The organism is Novilysobacter antarcticus (assembly GCF_019802285.1).
GTDB classification, from domain to species: domain Bacteria; phylum Pseudomonadota; class Gammaproteobacteria; order Xanthomonadales; family Xanthomonadaceae; genus Novilysobacter; species Novilysobacter antarcticus.
This window is the reverse complement of the sequence record NZ_JAIEUJ010000003.1, coordinates 335,726-355,144: the sequence shown is the minus strand read 5'-3', so window position 1 is coordinate 355,144 and position 19,419 is coordinate 335,726. Positions and strand designations below refer to the sequence as shown.

At 67.3% G+C, this 19,419-nt stretch carries 19 protein-coding genes; 14 read left to right on the top strand and 5 right to left on the bottom strand.

Features of this window, described 5'->3' with window-relative positions:
• Positions 1-32: 32 nt before the first annotated feature.
• On the top strand, positions 33-704 hold the full coding sequence (locus KZ491_RS10740; RefSeq protein ID WP_222565837.1) for an SDR family oxidoreductase: 672 nt from the start codon (positions 33-35) through the stop codon (positions 702-704).
• A 27-nt stretch (positions 705-731) separates the two neighbouring features.
• On the opposite strand, the gene KZ491_RS10735 is transcribed toward KZ491_RS10740, so the two are convergent.
• On the bottom strand, positions 732-1,367 hold the full coding sequence (locus KZ491_RS10735) for a hypothetical protein (protein WP_222565836.1): 636 nt from the start codon (positions 1,365-1,367) through the stop codon (positions 732-734).
• 221 nt (positions 1,368-1,588) lie between these two features.
• On the opposite strand from KZ491_RS10735, the gene iadA reads away from it, so the two are divergent.
• The 4 genes from iadA to KZ491_RS10715 are packed head-to-tail and all read left to right on the top strand — an operon-like array spanning position 1,589 to position 8,202.
• Positions 1,589-2,818: a beta-aspartyl-peptidase gene (gene iadA / locus KZ491_RS10730; protein ID WP_222565835.1), complete on the top strand. Its 1,230-nt coding sequence runs from the start codon at positions 1,589-1,591 to the stop codon at positions 2,816-2,818.
• Positions 2,818-3,660 (top strand): cyanophycinase, encoded by an 843-nt coding sequence (locus KZ491_RS10725; protein ID WP_043958785.1) that lies wholly within the window; start codon positions 2,818-2,820, stop codon positions 3,658-3,660. Before iadA ends, KZ491_RS10725 begins: the two co-directional genes overlap by 1 nt.
• A 4-nt stretch (positions 3,661-3,664) precedes the next feature.
• Positions 3,665-6,454, top strand: coding sequence for a cyanophycin synthetase (cphA, locus tag KZ491_RS10720; protein WP_222565834.1), 2,790 nt, complete (start codon positions 3,665-3,667; stop codon positions 6,452-6,454).
• Between the two features lie 14 nt (positions 6,455-6,468).
• A complete protein-coding gene (locus tag KZ491_RS10715; protein WP_222565833.1) occupies positions 6,469-8,202 on the top strand; it encodes a Mur ligase family protein in 1,734 nt (577 codons plus the stop codon).
• Between the two features lie 16 nt (positions 8,203-8,218).
• On the opposite strand, the gene KZ491_RS10710 is transcribed toward KZ491_RS10715, so the two are convergent.
• Positions 8,219-9,520, bottom strand: a complete 1,302-nt coding sequence (locus KZ491_RS10710) for an MFS transporter (RefSeq protein ID WP_222565832.1) — start codon at positions 9,518-9,520, stop codon at positions 8,219-8,221.
• Between the two features lie 161 nt (positions 9,521-9,681).
• On the opposite strand from KZ491_RS10710, the gene KZ491_RS10705 reads away from it, so the two are divergent.
• On the top strand, positions 9,682-11,052 hold the full coding sequence (locus tag KZ491_RS10705) for an MFS transporter (protein WP_222565831.1): 1,371 nt from the start codon (positions 9,682-9,684) through the stop codon (positions 11,050-11,052).
• 61 nt (positions 11,053-11,113) lie between these two features.
• Complete coding sequence (locus KZ491_RS10700; protein ID WP_222565830.1) at positions 11,114-11,698, top strand: DUF6630 family protein; 585 nt, start codon at positions 11,114-11,116, stop codon at positions 11,696-11,698.
• On the opposite strand, the gene KZ491_RS10695 is transcribed toward KZ491_RS10700, so the two are convergent.
• Positions 11,699-12,418, bottom strand: a complete 720-nt coding sequence (locus KZ491_RS10695; RefSeq protein ID WP_222565829.1) for a glycosyltransferase — start codon at positions 12,416-12,418, stop codon at positions 11,699-11,701. It lies immediately after the preceding gene.
• 313 nt (positions 12,419-12,731) lie between these two features.
• On the opposite strand from KZ491_RS10695, the gene KZ491_RS10690 reads away from it, so the two are divergent.
• The 6 genes from KZ491_RS10690 (at position 12,732) to KZ491_RS10665 (ending at position 17,885) form a co-directional block, all read left to right on the top strand.
• Positions 12,732-14,411: a sodium:solute symporter family protein gene (locus KZ491_RS10690; protein WP_222565828.1), complete on the top strand. Its 1,680-nt coding sequence runs from the start codon at positions 12,732-12,734 to the stop codon at positions 14,409-14,411.
• 11 nt (positions 14,412-14,422) lie between these two features.
• The gene (locus KZ491_RS10685; RefSeq protein ID WP_222565827.1) at positions 14,423-14,554 is read left to right on the top strand and encodes a putative transporter small subunit; all 132 of its coding nucleotides are present in this window, start codon (positions 14,423-14,425) and stop codon (positions 14,552-14,554) included.
• Positions 14,555-14,620: 66 nt separating this feature from the next.
• Complete coding sequence (locus tag KZ491_RS10680) at positions 14,621-15,571, top strand: ABC transporter ATP-binding protein (RefSeq protein WP_222565826.1); 951 nt, start codon at positions 14,621-14,623, stop codon at positions 15,569-15,571.
• The gene (locus KZ491_RS10675) at positions 15,568-16,329 is read left to right on the top strand and encodes an ABC transporter permease (RefSeq protein ID WP_222565825.1); all 762 of its coding nucleotides are present in this window, start codon (positions 15,568-15,570) and stop codon (positions 16,327-16,329) included. The genes KZ491_RS10680 and KZ491_RS10675 overlap by 4 nt, the downstream gene beginning before the upstream one ends.
• On the top strand, positions 16,326-17,117 hold the full coding sequence (locus KZ491_RS10670) for a ZIP family metal transporter (protein ID WP_222565824.1): 792 nt from the start codon (positions 16,326-16,328) through the stop codon (positions 17,115-17,117). Before KZ491_RS10675 ends, KZ491_RS10670 begins: the two co-directional genes overlap by 4 nt.
• Before the next feature lie 261 nt (positions 17,118-17,378).
• A complete protein-coding gene (locus KZ491_RS10665; RefSeq protein WP_246606795.1) occupies positions 17,379-17,885 on the top strand; it encodes a fasciclin domain-containing protein in 507 nt (168 codons plus the stop codon).
• 116 nt (positions 17,886-18,001) lie between these two features.
• On the opposite strand, the gene KZ491_RS10660 is transcribed toward KZ491_RS10665, so the two are convergent.
• The gene (locus tag KZ491_RS10660) at positions 18,002-18,268 is read right to left on the bottom strand and encodes a DUF3297 family protein (RefSeq protein WP_222565823.1); all 267 of its coding nucleotides are present in this window, start codon (positions 18,266-18,268) and stop codon (positions 18,002-18,004) included.
• A 345-nt stretch (positions 18,269-18,613) separates the two neighbouring features.
• Here KZ491_RS10660 and KZ491_RS10655 point away from each other — a divergent pair, with 345 nt between their 5' ends.
• Positions 18,614-18,823: a cold-shock protein gene (locus KZ491_RS10655; protein WP_043958777.1), complete on the top strand. Its 210-nt coding sequence runs from the start codon at positions 18,614-18,616 to the stop codon at positions 18,821-18,823.
• Between the two features lie 96 nt (positions 18,824-18,919).
• On the opposite strand, the gene KZ491_RS10650 is transcribed toward KZ491_RS10655, so the two are convergent.
• Positions 18,920-19,246 (bottom strand): DUF3247 family protein, encoded by a 327-nt coding sequence (locus KZ491_RS10650; protein ID WP_222565822.1) that lies wholly within the window; start codon positions 19,244-19,246, stop codon positions 18,920-18,922.
• Between the last annotated feature and the right edge of the window lie 173 nt (positions 19,247-19,419).

Below are 19,419 nucleotides of genomic sequence, written 5' to 3'. Positions count from 1 at the left end.
ATAGATTGGGCAACATCGTTACGGAGTCATCCATGAAAACCGTCCTCATCACCGGCGCCAATCGTGGCATCGGACTTGCTCTCGCCCGCCATTTCAGCGCCCGTGGCGACAAGGTGATCGCCGCCTGCCGCAAGTCCAGTGACGCCTTGGAAACGACCGGGGCCCAGGTGGAAGCGGGTGTGGACGTCACCGACGACGCGGCTCTGGCAGGTCTGGCACAGCGTCTCGGCGACACGCGTCTGGATGTGCTCGTGCTCAACGCCGGGATCATGACCCGCGAGGCGTTCGGCGAGATCCACGCCGACGGCTGGGAGGATATGCGCCGCCAGTTCGAGGTCAACGCGATGGGCCCGCTGCGGGTCGCGCAGGCGCTGTCGGGCCACCTGGCGGACGACGCGAAGATCGGCATCATCACCAGCCGGATGGGGTCGATGGGCGACAACGGGTCAGGCGGCCGCTACGGCTACCGCGCCTCCAAGGCGGCGGTCAACGCGATCGGCAAGTCGCTGGCCGTGGACATGGCGCCGCGCGGCGTGGCCGTGTTCCTGCTGCACCCGGGCTTTGTCGCCACCGACATGGTGGGTGGCAACGGCGAGGTCAGCCCGGAGCATGCCGCCGCTCAGCTGGTCGAGCGACTCGACAGCCTGAGCCTGGCCCAGACCGGCACGTTCTGGCACGCCAACGGGACCGAGCTGCCCTGGTAGCACTCCCGCATCGGCCCGGCGGCACGGTTACCTGGCTTTTGGTGCGAAGCGGAACGTGCCACTGATCGGCCGCGTGTCCCCCTGCTCATCGGCAAACACACCATCGAACTTGCCGTCCACTGCGACCACCTTGGCGCGGCTGAGACCCTCTTCCGTCTCCACCGACTTGATGGTCAACGTGCCGGACTGGGAGGTGAACTCGCCAGCGAGCCCGGTGTCCTTGTCGAGGGGGATGGTCACCGCCGCAGTGTCGGCGCCGGAGACCTCGTCGGCGAGCCGATACTTGCCCGGCTCCGCGGTGCCGGCGGCAATTGCCACGGTGAGCAGGCCAAAACTGGCGAGCGCCTGCTCGCGCTGGGCCGCGGGATCGGCCTCCTTGCCGGCCGCTTTCGCCGCCGCCGTATTCACCCAGCCGGTGGCCATCCGGAAACTCAGCGGCGCATCCGCGTGACCGGGCAGCAAGCCCGCGGATGCGGTGGCGTCCAGATTCCAGTTTTGGCTGGCCAGGGTGAGCCCGTTGCTGTTGGCGGCCTTGCTGCCTGAGCTCGTCTGGGACGTATCGGCATCTGCGCCGCAGCCGGCCAGGCCCACCACGATCGCGAGCGCGGCAGGCAGTATCAGCTGGGAGACCTTCCTGAAACGGGGGGGCGTGGATGCAGACATCACGTAACTCCTTCGGCAATTGGATCGGTGTGGTTGGGAAGGGCAGCGAACCGCCCGTTGCAGACCTGATGACACGAGCTTTGCCGCAGGTTCCGGACATCCGTCGACGTGCAACCCCGGAATGACGGATCGCGTCCGCGGCGTGGAATACTGGGGCCAGCGCGCTGGCGTGGCCTCGACCCTGCCCGCACCCGTTCCTGTGTACGGTGCGCGTTGTCAGGATGACCGCCAATGTCGGCGGCATCTCCACAGAGGGTCTTTCCAACGTGCCAGACGCCCCGCTGCTGCTTCTCCGCAACGCCGACGTGCATGCCCCCACCCATCTGGGCCGGCAGGACCTGCTGATCGGCGGTGGCAGGATCCTCGCCATGCAGCCTTCCGCTGACGCCGGCCCGTCGCCGTCCGCCCATGTCACCACGATAGACCTGCAGGGCCGCCGCGTGCTGCCCGGTCTCATCGATGGCCACGCCCATATCACCGGCGGAGGCGGAGAAGCAGGCGCCCACACCCGGGTCCCGCCGGTGCCGCTGTCGCGCTTTACCCGGGCCGGCATCACCACGGTGGTCGGTCTGCTGGGCACCGACGACACCACCCGCTCCACCCGCGAGCTGGTGGCCACCGCCAATGGCCTGCGCAACGAGGGCCTGAACGCCTACGCCTATACCGGCGGCTACCATCTGCCGTTGGCGACGGTGACAGGGAGCGTGCGCGATGATCTGGCGTTCATCGATTGCCTGATCGGCGTCGGCGAGCTGGCGATCTGCGACCACCGCTCCAGCCAGCCCACCCGTGACGAGTTGCTGCGGGTTGCTGCCGACGCGCATGTCGGCGGGCTGCTGACCGGCAAGGCCGGCATCCTCCACCTGCACCTGGGCGATGGATCGCGCGGACTGGCGCAGGTGCGCGAGGCGCTGGACGCCAGCGAGATTCCTGCGCGCGTGTTCAACCCGACCCACGTCAACCGTCGCCGCGCGCTCTTCGAAGAGGCCGTCGAGCTTGCGCGGCGGGGCTGCACGATCGACATCACCGCGTTCCCGGTCGCCGCCGACGAGGACGCGTGGGCGGCCGAAGAGGCGCTGCTGCGCTACCTGGCCAGCGGCGCACCTGCCGAGCGGGTCACCGTCAGTTCCGATGGCGGCGGTTGCCTGCCGGTGTTCGACACTCAGGGCCGCGTGCTGAGCATGGGTATCGGCGCGCCCGACTCGCTGCACAAAACGCTCAAGATGCTGCTGGCGCGCGGCGAGGCGCTGGAGCGCGTGCTGCCGGCGTTCACCAGCAACCCGGCGCGCCTGCTGCGTTTGGAGAACAAGGGGCGGGTCGCGCAGGGCGCGGACGCGGATCTGTTGATATTGAATGAGGACGACGATGTGAGTGACGTACTGATTTCCGGACGCTGGTTTGTCCGCGACGGCCAAGCGGTCATCCGCGGCACCTTCGAGGGTGCGCGCTGATGTGCCCCAGTCCCGTGCCCGATGGCGCCGACCGCGGCTGGATCATCCCGATTGGCGGCGGCGAGGAGAAGGAAAGCAATCCGCAGATACTGAAGCGATTCGTCGACCTGTGCGGTGGCGATGAGGCCGACATTGTCGTGCTGCCGACCGCCAGTCGCCTGGTGGAAACGGGCGAGCGCTACGAGGCGTTGTTCTCCGAGCTGGGCGCGGCGCGGGTGACCACGATCGACTTTGACACCCGCCGCGATTGCAACGAGCCGTCACGGCTGGAACGCATTGCCCAGGCCAGTGGCATCTTCATGACCGGCGGCAACCAGTTGCGCCTGTCGACGATCGTGGGCGGCACGCCGGTGGCCAAACTCATCCGCCTGCGCAATGCAGAGGGGGTGCATGTCGCCGGTACCAGCGCGGGTGCGAGCTTCATCAGCGAGCACATGATCGCCTTCGGCGAGGAGGGCCCCACTGCCATCGCGGGGGGTGTTCGCCTGGCGCCGGGGCTGGGCCTGACCAACCGGTTCGTTATTGACCAGCACTTTCGTGAGCGGGACCGGATGGGCCGCTTGATGACAGCGTTGGCCTACAACCCGTTTGCCGTCGGCCTGGGCCTGGACGAGGACACCGCGGCCTTCATCGGCCCCGACAACGTGCTCGAGGTGGAGGGCAGCGGCGGCATCACGGTGCTGGATGCCAGCGACATCAGCTTCACCTCGATGGATGTGGTGGACGAGGGGCAGCCGGTCTCCATGCTGGGCCTGGTCCTGCACCAGCTCGTCGCGGGTAACACCTTCCACCTCAGTACCCGCCAGGCCTCGGCCGGCCGGTTGGCTCGCCAGAAGAGGTAACACCATGCGGATCCGCAATCGTTCGGTTTTTCTCGGTCCGTCGCTGTACGCGCACTTCCCGGTCATTCGACTGGAGCTCGATCTGGGCGTGCTGGAGGCATGGCCGACGGTCCGGCTCGGCGCCGGCTTCATCGACGGTCTGGTGGCGGCGCTGCCGGGACTGGACGAGCACGGCTGCTCCTACCGGGAACCCGGGGGCTTTGTCCGCCGCCTGCGGGAGGGCGAGGGGACATGGCTGGGCCATGTGCTCGAGCATGTCGCGATCGAATTGCAGAACGTTGCTGGTGCCGATGTGACCTTCGGCAAGACCCGCGGAACCGGCGAGCCGGGCGTGTATTCGGTGGTGTACGAGTACTCGCAAAAGGATGAAGGTCTGGAAGCCGGCGAGCTGGCAATGCGCCTGCTGACCTCGCTGCTGCCGGCCCAGCTGCAGCCCGCGGGCATCCTGCCCGAGGGCTGGGAGTGGGCGTCGGCGCGCGACGAATTCATCCGCTTTGCCCAGCGCCGGGCGCTGGGCCCGTCCACCAGCGCACTCGCGGCCGCTGCCGAGGCGCGCGACATCCCATGGCTGCGCCTGAACGATCATTCGCTGGTCCAACTTGGCTACGGCAAGTACCAGCAGCGCATCCAGGCGACCGTGACCGGCAAGACCTCGCACATCGCAGTCGAGCTGGCCGGGGACAAGGACGAGACCAACCAGATCCTCGGCGCGCTTGGCCTGCCGGTGCCTCGCCAGGAGCTGGTCCAGACCGAGGAGATGGCGCTCCGTGCCGCCCGTCGCATCGGCTATCCGGTCGTGACCAAGCCCTACAACGGCAACCACGGCCGCGGCATCTCGATTCGCTTGATGAACGACGACGAGGTACTTGCAGGCTTCCATCTGGCCCAGGCCGTCTCGCGCTCGGTGATCGTGGAGACCTTTGTCCCCGGCGACGACCACCGCCTGCTCGTGATCAACGGCGAGCTGGTGGCCGCGACCCGGCGCACGCCCGGCCACGTGATCGGCGACGGGCACCATGACATCGCGCAACTGGTGGAAATCGTCAACGCGGACCCGCGTCGTGGCGTCGGTCACGAGAAGGTGCTCACCCGGCTTGAGCTGGACGCGCAGGCGCTGACGATGCTGGAGCGCGTGGGCTACACCTCCGCTTCGGTGCCGGCCGCCGGCGAAGTGGTGTACCTGCGCTCCACGGGCAACCTGTCCACCGGCGGCACCGCCACCGATGTCACCGACATCATCCATCCAGACAACCGCGACATGGCGGTGCGTGCCGTGCAGGCGATCGGACTGGACGTGGGCGGGGTGGACTTCCTCACCGAGAACATCGCCGAGAGCTACAAGAGCGATGGCGGCGGCATCTGCGAGGTCAACGCCGCGCCGGGATTCCGCATGCACGTCGCGCCCAGCGAAGGAATGGCCCGCGATGTCGCCGGCCCGGTGGTGGACATGCTGTTTCCACCCGGTTCGCCGTCGCGGGTGCCGATCGCGGCGGTCACGGGCACCAACGGCAAGACCACCACCGCGCGGATGCTCGCCCACATCACCAAGATGGCGGGTTATACCCCGGGGCTGACCACCACCGATGGCGTCTACATCGACGGCCAGCGCACCGTGGAAGGCGACATGACCGGCCCGGTGTCCACCCGCATGGTGCTGGCCGATCCGCACATTGACATGGCGGTGCTGGAGGTCGCCCGCGGCGGTTTGCTGCGGGCCGGAATGGGCGTGCCGTATGTGGACGTCGGCGCGGTGCTCAACGTCGCCGCCGACCATCTGGGCATGAAGGGCATCGACACCCTGGAACAGCTGGCCGAGGTCAAGCGCATAGTGGCCGAGGTCGCGCGCGATTGTGCTGTGCTCAACGCCGATGATCCGATGGTGCTGAAGATGGCCGCCTACACCGACGCCGCCACGATCTGCTACGTCACCACCAACCCGCAGCATCCGCTGGTGCGCGAACACATCCGCGCCGGTGGTCGGGCGTGCGCGCTGGAGGCCGGCATCAACGGCCAGATGATCACCCTGTACGACAAGGGCAGCCACATCCCACTGCTGTGGACGCACCTGGTGCCGGCGACGCTGGAAGGGCGGGCGATGCACAACGTGCAGAACGCGATGTTCGCCGCCGCGATGGCGTTCTCGATGGGTATCAAGCTGGATGCCATCCGTCAGGGCCTGCGCACCTTCGACACCACGTTCTACCAGGCGCCGGGGCGGATGAACGTGTTCGCCGAGCATCCCTTCAAGGTGATTTTCGACTACGCGCACAACGCGCACGCGGTCGGTGCCATGGCCGACCTGGCCCAGCGCATGGAAGTGGTCGGTCGGCGCATCGTGGTGATCGCCGGCCCGGGCGACCGCCGCGACGAGGACCTGCGCGCGATCGCCGACGCGGTTGCCGGCCGCTTCGACCACTACATCTGCCGCCGTGACGACAACCTGCGCGGCCGTGATGGCGACGAGGTCCCACGCATCCTCGCCAAGGCGCTGTTGGCCCAGGGCGTGGACGAGGCGCAGGTCAGCATCATCAACGAGGAGCAGGCCGCGATCGACGCCGCGCTGCGCATGGGCGAGCCCGGCGATCTGGTGCTGATCTTCGCCGATGCGCTGGTGCGCTCGTGGAAGCAGGTGATCAAGTTCCAGCCCGAAGGTGAGACGTCGGCGCCGCCCAGGTTCGAGGTGCCGATGACGGCTGAAACCGCCGATGAATCCACGCCCACCTCGCTGGCCGACTACGAGGATCTGGTGCGCGATGAGCGCGGCGTGCGCCTGCCACGCGAGGAGAACGACTGAACGCCGTCCTGGCGGTGCCGGTCGACGAGCTGTTCGACAGCTCGCGTCGCCTGACCGGGCCAAACCTGTACTTCGCCGGCTGCGGCGCGGTGCTGGAGGTGTTCGAAACCTCCTCCGCGGTGTGCGCGGCCTGGGCCGAAGATGTGCGCAGCATGCGCGCCCGCCTCGGCTGGCCCGATACGGAGGTGGTCATCCATATCCACCAGACCGGCGCCGTGCTGGCGTTGGCTGCCCCCCAGGACATGCTCTACACCGCCACCGAGCTCAACGAGTGGGCGTGGCAGCGGGTCGCCCCCAACGTCGCGCGCTGCGCGCTGCCCCATGCCCCCGGCCATCCCGCGAGTTGGGACGACGAGCTCGCCGGGCACACGCTGATGCGCCTCGCCGCAGACGAATCCAATCCGCGTGCGACGGCCCTGATGCAGGCGGCCAGCACTCGCGGACTGCCGGCGTTCCTCGATGACGACGGCCTGACGCTGGGCGCGGGCGAGGCTGGTCGGACCTGGGCATTGGATGCGCTGCCAGCCGATGTGGCCTGGGCTGATCTGCACGACATTCCCACCGTCCTGGTGACCGGCTCCAATGGCAAGACCACCAGCGTGCGCCTGCTCGCGGCGCTGTTCGCGCAGGCCGGGAGGGTAGCGGGCTTCAACTGCACCGACGGCGTGTTTGTCGGCGACCAGTGCGTCGCCCAGGGCGACTACTCCGGCCCGAACGGCGCCCGGCGCGTGCTGCGCGATACCCGCGTGCAGGCAGCGATTCTGGAGACCGCGCGCGGAGGCATCCTTCGCCGGGGTCTGGCCGTGCACCATGCCGACGCCGCGCTGGTCACCAATGTCAGCGCCGACCATTTCGGGGAATACGGCGTGCACGACCTGTCCGATCTGGCCGACGCGAAGCTGGTCGTCGCCCGGGCCGTGCACGCCGATGGCGTGTTGGTGCTCAATGCCGACGATCCATTGCTGGTGGAGAAGTCCGCATCGCTGGCGTGTCCGCTCGCGTGGTTCTCGCTGGACGATCGAAACCCGGTGCTGGTGGCGCATCGCCAGCGTGACGGCGCGACCTGTGGCGTGGATGCCGGTGTCCTCACACTCAGTGTCGACGGCCAGCGGCACCGCCTCGGTGAGGTCGCCGGGATGCCGCTGACCCTGGAAGGCAGCGCGCGTTACAACATTGCCAATCTGGCCGGGGCGGCGCTGCTGGCGGCCACCCAGGGGCTGCCAGCGCGGGCGATTGCATCCGTGTTGATGCAGTTCGGTGGCGCGCGCGAGGATAATCCCGGCCGTCTGGAGCGCTGGCGCATCCGCGGCGCCGAGATCCTGCTCGACTACGCCCACAACCCGGAGGGCCTGGCCGGACTGCTGGCGGTCGCCGCGCGGGTCCGCGAGCGTCGCGGCGCTCGCCTGGGCCTGCTGCTCGGGCAGGCGGGCAACCGCGACAACGAGGCCATCCGCGACCTGGCGCGCACTGCTGCGGTGGCGGTGCCCGATCTGGTCGTGCTGAAAGATCTGGACGGCTACATCCGTGGCCGCCGCGCCGGCGAGGTGCCGGAGATCCTTCGCGAGCAGTTGCTGCTGCAGGGCCTGCCCGAGGCGAGCCTGCAGACGATCCTGCCCGAGGTCGAGGCGGCGCAGGCCATCCTCGCATGGTCGCGGCCGGGCGACGTCCTGGTACTGCCGGTGCACAACCTCAGCGCCCGGGCGCAACTGATCGCGTGGTTGCAAAGCAACGGCGGCGTTTCCGGCTAACCGGATCGGCGGGCGGCTACCAGCTGTCTTCCAGCATGCGCGGCTTGCACGCCAGGTAGCCGCCGAACGCCAGCACCACCAGCGCCCCGGTCAGGAAGACGAACGGCCACAGCCAACCGCCGCTGATCTCGTTGAACACCCCGAACAGCAGCGGGCCGGCACAGCTCAATGCATAGCCAAGGCCCTGGGTGAAACCGGACAGGGCGGTCGAGCCGGCGGGCGTTCGCGTGCGCTGGTTGATCAGCGTGAGCGCCAGCGGGAAGGTGCTCGGTCCCAGCCCGAGCAGTGCGACCCACAACAGGGTGAATGTCATCGGCGCCAGCAGCAGGCCGGCGAACGCGGTCGCGTGGATCACGCAGCACGCGAGCACCACCGGGAAGGGGTTGCGCATGCGAACCGCCACCACCGGCATCACGAAACTGCTGAGCAGGCCAAGCGCCGAATACACCCCGACCATCGTTCCGCCCAGCAGGGCGCTGCCGCCCGCGTCGGTCAGGATTCTGGGCAGCCAGGTGAACATGGAGTAGGTCACCAGCGACGTCATGCCGAACATCAGCGCCATGCCCCAGGCGACTGGCGATCGCCGCGCCCGTCCCGACGGCGGTGGCGCCGCGAACTCCGGCGCCTCATCGCCCTTGGCCACCGATCGGGCGTGGATCGCGGCCAGCGCGCGGGCCTGGGCGGAGCGGCCGTAGCGTTCCTGGTACAACACGATCGCCCAGGGCAGCGCAGCGGCTACCGCGACCAGCGACCATGCTCCCAGCGATACCCGCCAGCCCACCGCGTTCGCCACCGGAACCGCGGCCAGCGCGGGCAGGATCGTGCCCAATTGCAGCAAGGTGATGTACATCGCGCTGATGCCGCCCACGCGGTCGCCGAAGTAGCGCTTGACCAGCGGCGGCAGCACCACGTTGCCGATGCCCATGCCCGACAACGCGATCGCCGAGGTCAGCAGCAGTTGCGCCGTGTTGTCGGCGAATCCGCGCCCGAGCAGACCGATGGCGGCCAGCAGCATCGCCAGCAGAGCAGTGCGCTCCAGCCCCAGTCGATGGGCGATGGCCGGGGTGGCGACGCCGAACACCGAAAACGCCGCGGTCGGCACGATGCCGAACACGCCGGTCATGGTCGGACCGAAGTCGAACGTGTCGCCCAACCGATCCAGCAGCGGCGTCAGCGAGGTGACCGCGGTGCGCAGGTTGAATGCGGACAAGGCGATGGCGACCAGCACCAGGCCGCGGCCACGCCATAGCGGCAGACGCGTGCCCTCGGCGCCGTGGGGTGGGCGCGATGCCGTATCTGGTGGGGAAGAAGGGGCCATCTGCGCCTGCATTGCTGGAGGCGGTCACGTCCTCGCGAGCCGCATTATAGGGGAGCCCGTTCGGCCTCAGCGTGGGTGTTGTCTAGCGTGCGCTTTCCCGAACCCGCCATGGCTTCTATGCTCGGCGCCCCGATGCCGCTTGCTGCAGGACGAGTCGCTGGATGAAAGACCAGGTTCAAGCACCCGCCTCGGAGAGCCTGTTCGCGCCGCCCTATCGCGCGCTCACCGTTGGGTCGGTGGCACTCATCGTGTTGTACGCGTTCGAGGCGCTGGCGGTGGCCACGGCAATGCCGGTGGTCGCCCAGGCGCTCGACGGGCTGTCGTTGTATGCCATGGCGTTTGGCAGCACCCTTGCCGCCGCGGTGGTGGGCATGGTGGCAAGTGGGCCGTGGGCCGATCGCCGCGGGCCCCGGGCGCCGCTGCAGCACGGCATCGCCTGGTTCGCGCTCGGTCTGGTCGTGGCGGGGCTGGCACCGACCATGGGGGTGCTCCTGGTCGGCCGCGTGGTGCAGGGCTTTGGCGGCGGGCTGATGTCGGTCGCGCTGTATGTGGTGGTCGGGCGAGCCTATCCGCCGGAATTGCGCGCCCGGATCTTTGCCGCGTTCGCAGCTGCCTGGGTGCTGCCGGCGATTGTCGGGCCTGCGCTCAGTGGCCTGATCGTGGAATTCCTTGGCTGGCGCTGGGTGTTCCTCCTGGTGCCCTTCGTGGCCGCATTGGCCGCGGCGATGGTGCTGCCGCCCCTGCGTCGCATCGGGCCGCTGCCTGATAACGCGGCCGCGCCGGGCCCCAACAACCGGCAGCGCATCGTCCTTGCCGGCGGCGCGGCAGGCAGTGCCCTGTTGCTCAGCTATGCCGGCCAGCAGCGCGGCTGGGTCGCCGCGGCCCTGATGGCGATATCGCTGGCCGGGCTGTTGGTCAGCATGTTGAAGCTGTTGCCGACCGGTACCCTGCGCGCGGCCCGCGGCCTGCCGACGGTGATCGCGCTGCGCGGCATCGCCTCGGCGGCGTTCTTCGGCACCGAGGTGTTCCTGCCGTTGCTGCTCACCCGAGAACGCGGCCTCTCGCCGACCTTTGCCGGGATGGCGCTGACGGTCGGTGCCCTCGGCTGGTCACTGGGTTCGTGGAATCGCGGCCGGATGCGCACGCCGACGCCTGAGCGGGTGCTGCAGGCAGGCATGGCCCTGATGCTGGCCGGGGTGCTCGGGGTTTCCGCGGCGGTGCTGCCCTGGGTGCCGCTCGCGGTGGGAGTCGTCGGTTGGATCGTCGCCGGGGTGGGGATGGGCACGGTGTTCCCGAGTCTGTCGATTCTCACCCTGGAGCTGTCACCGCCGGAGCGGCAGGGCGCCAACGCCTCGGCGCTGCAGCTGTGCGATGCCCTGTTCACCGCGACCATGCTCGCCGTGGGCGGCTCGCTTTTCGCGATGCTGCTGGAGCGCTCCACGCTGGCCGCCTATCTGGCGGGGTTCGCCATCACCGTCAGCTTGGCCGTTCTCGGACTGGCGCTGGCATCGCGGGTGCGACCGACGGCATGACGACCTCTGCACGGGCCAGCGTGGCACGATGCCCGGGACGCCCTTTGCCCGGAACACGACGATGACTGCCCACGACCCGGAATTCGATCCCGACGACAACTTCGCCAACAGCCTGGAGCCGGGCGCCGGCGTTGACCTGGAGTCGGCGGACACCCGCGAGGCACTGGTCTGGCAGTTGTTGCTGCTGATCAACCCCGGCGACGAGGAGTCGGCCTTGCAGCAGTTCTCCGGCTACCGCGAGGCGCTGGAAGCCGCCGGTCCCGATGAGGTCGAACCGCAGTGGCTGCTGAAGGACCTGATCGACTGGAAGTCGGGTTTCTTCGTGGATGACGATGACGCGGTGTCGTTCATCGACATCATCACCGAGCTGGCGGCGCGCTGGAACGTGGTGATCGACTGGGGCGTGGAGGATGCCAGCGACGAGGATTTCCTGGCCGAGGCCGAGGTGCCCTCGCTGATGGCGGTCGCCACCGACCGCCTGCGCGAATACGGCTACAGCCTGTGGACGTGGAACACCGCCACCGGGCCGAGTGGAGAGGAGGGTGTGCATGCGGGCTGGATGACCCTGTCCAGCGACGACGAGGCGTTGCAGGAAGTCGCCCAGGCGCTGGAGATCGAAGTCCGCCCGGCCAGCGATCCGTTCTGATTACGGCTCGTCGCGTCGGTCCCCGTACCACATCTCCAGTTCGTCCCTGGAGTGCAACATGCGCCGACCCCGCCACAGGAAGCGTCCCAACAGACGCAACTGGTAGCCCAACGAATGGGTGCGCAGCTTGCGCGCCGAGGTCATCACCACCTCGTGCAGGATCACCAGCCGGCCGTGGCGGGCAAGGGCACGGCCCATGGCCACGTCCTCGCCGGCGTAATAACGCTCATCAAAGCCGCCGATCGCCTGGAACGCGTCCCGCGTGCAGAACAGGCTGCATCCCGGCGTCACTCCCACCAGTCGGAAAACGTGGATCATCAGCCACTGGCCGAAACGCTCGTGCAGGCGGGTGGGTCCGATCAGCTTGACCCCGGCGCCACCACCGGACGCGCCCTCGCGCAGGGCGCGCAGCGCGGCCGCCAGATAGGCGGGGTTGATCAGCGTGTCGGCATCGATGAAAAACAGCCAGTTGCCCTGTGCTGCATGTCCGCCGCTGTTGCGGGACGCGGCGATCTGACGGTGCTGCATGTGCACGACGTGTGCGCCGTGTTGGCCGGCGATGCTCGCCGTGTCATCCGTGGAGGCGTCATCGACCACGATGATCTCGTAGTCGGCCTGCACCTCGCTGGCGCTGGCATGGATTGCTTCCAGGCAAGCCGCGATCAGGCGTTGTTCGTTGTGTGCCGGGACAATAAAGGACACCGTGGATTTGAGAGCCATCAAGCGATGGTGGCATGGCGGCGCTCACGTGCCTGCGAACATGACCCATCGTCCCAGCGGGGGGGGCGGACTGACCAGGATCCGGGCCTTCAAAACGGGTTTCTGTTAAGGTTGGCGATCGAATCTGGCGGTCCACGCTGCAACTTCGCCCATCGTGGCGCTATCGGGCCGTCTCTTGAGCGTTGACCGTTCAGGGTGTGATCCCTGTTCTGACGCCCGCGGCACCGGCATCGCCCGTGCGGATCGATGCCCCGTGACATCCCCGGGCCCGCGCTCCCGTCCCGCAACCCCGTTGCCACTACCGGAGAAGTCCTTGGCAGTTCCTGCGTTCGAGTTCCACCAACTGCAATCCTCCACTGTCTTGCTGCTGTTGCTGGCCTTCTACGGCGGAACCTTCCTGATCTCCACGCGCATCGGGCGGCGCAACGAAAACGTCGACGGCTACATGACGTCCAGCAGCCAGGTCGGCTTCGGCGTGTCCGCCGCCAGCATGACCGCGACCTGGATCTGGGCCGCGTCCTTCTACGCCGCGGCGACCTCGGGCTACAAGTACGGCATCTCCGGCCCGATCCATTACGGCCTGTGGGGCGCCCTGATGATCCTTTTCATTTACCCCTTCGGGCGCCGCTTCCGCGAACTGGCGCCCGACGCCCACACCCTGGCGGAGATCATGCACGCCCGCCACGGCCGTTCCAGCCAGCTGATCCTGGCCGGCTCGAACATCGTCGGTAGCGTGATCAGCCTGATGGCGAACTTCACCGCGGCAGGCGCGCTGGTGGCGATGCTCTCGCCACTGGATTTCGTCCACGGCGTGCTGATCGCCGGTATTGGCACCCTGTCCTATACGTTGTGGTCGGGCTTCCGCGCATCGCTGCTGACCGACGTGGTCCAGGTGGCGGCGATGATGGGCTCTGCGGCACTGATCATCCCGCTGGTGTTCTTCAGCGCGGGTGGGACCGAGATCTTCACCCAGGGTTGGGACCGGATCAGCGCCGAGCAGTCCACGTTCTTCTCACGCCAGGCCTTCCTGGAGCAGGGCGCGCCGTACTTCGTTGCGGTGCTGGCCTACGCCATCGGCAACCAGACCATCGCCCAGCGCCTGTTCGCGGTGCGCGAGGACCTGATCAAGCCGACCTTCCTGGCGGCCACGGTCAGCTACGGCGCCACGGTGATCGGGCTGGGGATGATCGGGGTGTTCGCGCTGATGATCGGCATGAGTCCGGCCGATGGCGACCACAACAACCTGATCCCGCAGATGGCCTCGACCTACCTGTCGCCGTTCGTGGTCGGCATCTTCTTCATCATGGTGATCGGCTCGCTGTCGTCGACGGCCGACTCGGACCTGTCCGCGTTGTCCTCGATCATGATGACCGACATCTACGGGAAGAACCTGGCGCGCGGCAAGGTCCGCCCCTCGACCATGCTCTGGGTCGGCCGCATCACGATGATCGTGGCGACCACCGCCGGGCTGATTTTCGCCAGCTTCCGCATCGACATCCTCGACCTGCTGGTGTTCGTCGGCGCGCTGTGGGGCTCGATCGTGTTCCCGGTGATTGCCAGCGTGTACTGGAACAAGGTCACCAATCGCGCCTTTACGGTCGCGGTCGCGGTGTCGCTGGTGTTCTTCATCGTTGCGCGCTTCCAGCTGGTCCCGATCGAAGGGGCGCTGGCAGTCCTGCTGGAGGTCTTTGCCGCGGTAGGCGCCGGCGTGGTGCTGGGGCTGATGGCGTTCGGCTTCTTCGGCAGGCGCACCGGACTGGCGGTGGGCGTGGTAGCCGCGCTGGTACTGGTGGTGCCGATGCTGGGCTTCCTGCGTGACTATCCGGTCCTGCTCGCCTCGCTCAACGCCTACGGTGTCAGCACGCTGGTCTGCTCGGCGCTGAGCGTCGGCAACCACAAACCCTTCGACTTCAACCTGATTGCCAAGCGGGTGACCAACTTCCAGGACGAGGAGCCCGATGCGGCGGCGATCGCGCCCGCGTCGGAGCGCTGAGGAGATAAGCAATGCGTGACTTGCTGATGACTGTGTATGTACTGATCTGGCCCGCCATCGTGCTGTTGATGATGGTGATCATGGGCGTCGGGCTGTACCGGGACACGCGCGCCGCCAAACGCAGCGGAGACGAGCTGGTCTAAACCCACGCCGCGGCGACCAGCGGTTGGTTACGATCAACCGGTCGCAACCCGCCACCGGAACGCCGCGTGTCCCCGATCATCGCCGTCCAGCAGCTCACCAAGACCTACGCCTCTGGATTTCAGGCGCTCAAGGGGATCAACCTGGAGATACGGCGAGGCGAGATCTTCGCCCTGCTGGGCCCCAACGGTGCCGGCAAGACCACTTTGATCAGCATCGTCTGCGGCATCGTCAATGCCAGCAGCGGCAGCGTGATCGCCGACGGCCACGATATCGTGCGCGACTACCGCGCCGCGCGCGGCAAGATCGGTCTGGTCCCGCAGGAGTTGTCGACGGACGCGTTTGAGACCGTCTGGGCGACGGTGCGCTTCAGCCGCGGGCTGTTCGGCAAGCCGCCCAACCCAGCGCACCTGGAGAAGGTACTGCGCCAGCTGTCGCTGTGGGACAAGCGCAACAGCAAGATCCTCGCCCTGTCGGGTGGCATGAAGCGACGCGTACTGATCGCCAAGGCCCTCGCGCACGAGCCCTCGATCCTGTTCCTGGACGAGCCCACGGCTGGGGTGGACGTCGAGTTGCGCCACGACATGTGGGAAATGGTCCGTGGTCTGCGCGAGCAGGGCGTGACCATCATCCTGACCACGCATTACATCGAGGAAGCCGAGCAGATGGCTGACCGCATCGGCGTCATCAACCGCGGCGAGCTGGTGCTGGTGGAGGACAAGCACGCGCTGATGCGCAAACTCGGCAAGAAGCAGCTGACGCTGGTCCTGCAGGAGCCGCTGGCGAGTCTGCCGGCGGCGCTGGCCGGACTGCCGCTGGAGTTGAGCGGCGATGGCAGCGCACTGGTGTACACCTTCGATGCGCAGGGCGAGGCGACCGGCATCGCGCCACTGCTGCGCCAACTCAACACCCTGGGCATCGACTTCAAGGATCTGCACTCCAGCCAGAGTTCGCTGGAAGACATCTTCGTCAGCCTCGTGCATTCCGACACGGCCCGTCAGCGGCAGTCCCGCGCATGAACATCCATGCGATTCGCGCGATCTACCGTTTCGAGATGGCGCGTACCTTCCGCACCCTCGCCGAAAGCATCATCTCACCGGTGCTGTCGACCTCGCTGTACTTCGCCGTGTTCGGCGCGGCGATTGGCTCGCGCATGGGCGACATAGACGGCGTGGGCTACGGCGCCTTCATCATTCCCGGGCTGATCATGCTGTCGCTGCTCAACGAGAGCATCTCCAACGCATCCTTCGGCATCTACATGCCCAAATGGTCGGGCACGATCTACGAGCTGCTGTCCGCGCCGGTGTCGGCGGTGGAGGTGGTGATCGGCTATGTCGGCGCGGCGACCACCAAGTCGGTACTGGTCGGCTTCCTGATCCTCGCCACCGCGCGCCTGTTCGTGCCTTATCAAATCGCCCACCCGGTCTGGATGCTGTGCTTCCTGCTGCTGACGGCGGTGAGCTTCAGCCTGTTCGGCTTCATCATCGGTCTGTGGGCGGACGACTTCCAGAAGCTGCAGGTGATCCCGATGATGGTGATCACCCCGCTGACCTTCCTGGGCGGTGCGTTCTACTCGATCAGCATGCTGCCGCCGGTGTGGCAGAAGATCACCCTGTTCAACCCGGTGGTGTACCTGATCAGCGGGTTCCGCTGGAGCTTCTACGGCGTGTCGGACGTCAACATCGGCGTCAGTGTGGCCGCGATCGGAACGTTCCTGGTGCTGTGCCTGCTGGCGGTGTGGTGGATATTCCGCACTGGTTGGAAGCTGAAGGCATGATACTGGCGACGATCGATGCCAGCCCGGTGCTGGGCGCCCTGTGTGGGGGCCTGATCGCTGCGGCGGCGACCGCGTTGGGCACGCTGCCTGCGTGGTTCTCGCGCGGCATCGGCGAGCGCTTCCAGGACGCGCTGCTGGGCTTCGGTGCCGGCGTGATGCTCGCCGCGAGCGCTTTCTCGCTGGTCCTGCCGGGCCTGCAGGCGGCTGCGGAGACCGGTCTGGGCCCATGGAGGTCCGGGTCCCTCGTGGGCGCCGCGATCCTGGCAGGCGCATTGGCGATCATGCTGATGGAGCGCCTGGTCCCGCACGAGCATTTCATCAAGGGACCGGAAGGTCCGTCACCGGCGCGCCTGAAACGCGCCTGGTTGTTCGTCTTCGCGATCTGCCTGCACAACCTGCCCGAGGGCCTCGCCATCGGCGCCGCGTTCGCCTCCGGCAACGCGCACGGCGTACTGCTGACCACCGGCATCGCGATCCAGGATCTGCCGGAGGGATTGGTGGTGGCCATCGCGCTGATGGCGGTCGGCTATGACCGCACCCGCGCCGTGCTGGTGGGCGCCGGCTCGGGCCTGATCGAACCGGTCGGCGCCGTGTTGGGCGCCAGCGTGCTGGTCGCGGCACCACTGCTGCTGCCGGTGGGTCTGGGTTTCGCCGCCGGGGCGATGCTGTTCGTGGTCAGTCACGAGATCATTCCCGAGTCACACCGCCAAGGGCACGAGCAGCACGCGACCTCCGGATTGATGGTCGGCTTCGTGCTGATGATGTTGCTGGACACGGCGTTGGGCTGAGCTGGCGCCAGGTCCGCCCGGTCAAGGCCGCGTGATGCATCCATGCCGGCCCCGCACCCGTAACAAGGGACATGGTGGCGATTGCCGTCGCCATTTCCCCCACCGGACCGGAGTTTCCCCATGAACACCAAGATGCTGCTCCCCCTCGCCCTGACCACCGCCATTGCGGCCACGGTGTCGATGTCGGCGTGCGCGCAGAAGACCGACGCCGATGCCAGCGTCCCAAGCGCAATGACCAGCGACACCGCAGCGTCGGATCGGATGTCCGCCGGCAGCATGTCCGCCGAATCCCTGCCCGCCGACACCATGGGCGATGCCGTGACCACCGGCGACATCGTCGCTACCGCCAGCCAGTCGCCCGACCACAGCACGCTGGTCGCCGCCGTCAAGGCCGCCGACCTGGTCGGCACGCTGCAAGGCGCCGGTCCCTTCACCGTGTTCGCGCCGACCAACGCCGCGTTCGACAAGCTGCCCGAAGGCACTGTGGACACGCTCCTGAAGCCCGAGAATAAGGCCGACCTCAGCGGCATCCTCACCTTCCACGTGGTGCCTGGATCCGTGGATGCGGCTGCGCTGACCGAACTGATCAGCGCCGGTGGTGGCAAGGCGGAACTGACCACCGTCAATGGCGAGACGCTGACCGCGCAGATCGACAACGGCGGCGTGAAACTCACTGACGCCAAGGGCAACAGCGCAATGGTCACCACGGCCGACCTGATGGCGAGCAATGGCGTGATCCACGTGATCGACGCTGTCCTGCTGCCGTAAACACAGCGATATCTGCTTTGCCGCGACCGTACTCGTCTTCGGTCGCGGCATTCAGGGGACGGTCCCGGCCGTCCCCTTTCTGTGTGTGGAGTCCGCGTACCCGCGGTGCGGGACTGTTATTCGCCGTCAGTGCCGGTCACAGTATCCAGAAAGTAGGGCTCCACGGTGCCGCTGAACTTCATGGTCATCGCGTTGCCGCGGCGATCCAGCGACTTGCCCACCGGCAGCCGCACCCAGCCTTCGCTGACGCAGTACTCCTCCACGTTGGTCTTCTCCTCGCCATTGAAGCGGATGCCGATGCCGCGCTCGAACATCGATTCGTCGAAGTACGGGCTGCGCGGATTGGTGGCGAGGCGGTCGGGCGGGGTGTTTGGGTCGGTCATGGCAAGCGCTCTTTGCGTCTGGAAGTGAAGTGGCGCGCGCGGGCGCCGGTGGACAGGATAATCGTCACGGCGCCTGTGCGGCAGCATGCGTCTTTCCGCCAGGCCTGCGGTTCTGGAAAGCGACTGCGCTCCTGAACGCCGGGTCGGTCCGGAGCACGAACTTGTTGCAATCGCGGCCGGCTGGCAGTACGGTGCGCTTTGCTGTTTGCCAGGGTCACCGTGAATCGTGGCCCGATGCTGTAGATCCCTGATCCGCTACATCGTTGCACCTCGCTTACTCCTTGCAACCAGCATCTCGCCGCATTCGTGCGGTATTTCAAAAACAATGTTCCAAGGAGCAAGAAAATGTCTGACCGCGAAACCGGTACCGTCAAGTGGTTCAACGATGCAAAGGGCTTCGGCTTCATCTCCCGTGAGAATGGCGAGGACGTGTTCGTTCACTTCCGCGCTATCCAGGGTCAGGGCTTCAAGTCCCTGCAGGAAGGCCAGAAGGTCAGCTTCACCGTCACCCAGGGCCAGAAGGGCCTGCAGGCTGACGCGGTAGAAGCCGTCTAAGCACCAATCAACTGCAGTCGCTTCGGCGATTGCACGAGATACAGAGGAACCCGGCTTCGGCCGGGTTTCTTTTTGCCTGCAATTTGACTCCCGGGCTCAGTGGCCGGGCGCGGGAAGCGGCTGCGGTTCGGGATCCAGTCGCCGGACCAGCACGATCCGGTCCAGCCAGACATCGGTATTGGCCACGCTTTCGGGCTGGTACATGGCCGGCTGCACCAGCCGCACCTTCGCATTGGTACCTTCGATGCCCTCGGGACTGAAGAACAGCTGCGCGGACGGACGCGCGACGACGATGCCCTCGATCTCCTCGCCATCCTCCATCAGCAGGCTGACGTGCGCGCCCCCCGGAAGCTGTTCGATATGTTCCTGTATCCGGGCAATTTCGGCCGGATCGGTGTGGACGCGCGCTGCTTGGCGTGACATGGCTGACTCCAGTGGGATCTGGCCTCGACGCTAAACGTGGCCACGGCAATGGGCGGTGAAACGCTGCCGGCTCAGCTGCGCAGGTGCTCGCAGCTGCCAGCAACGCCCCGCGCCAGTGCACGCGTGCGTCACCCTTGGCTGCGGATACTTGCCTCTCAATCGCCCGCCCGGCA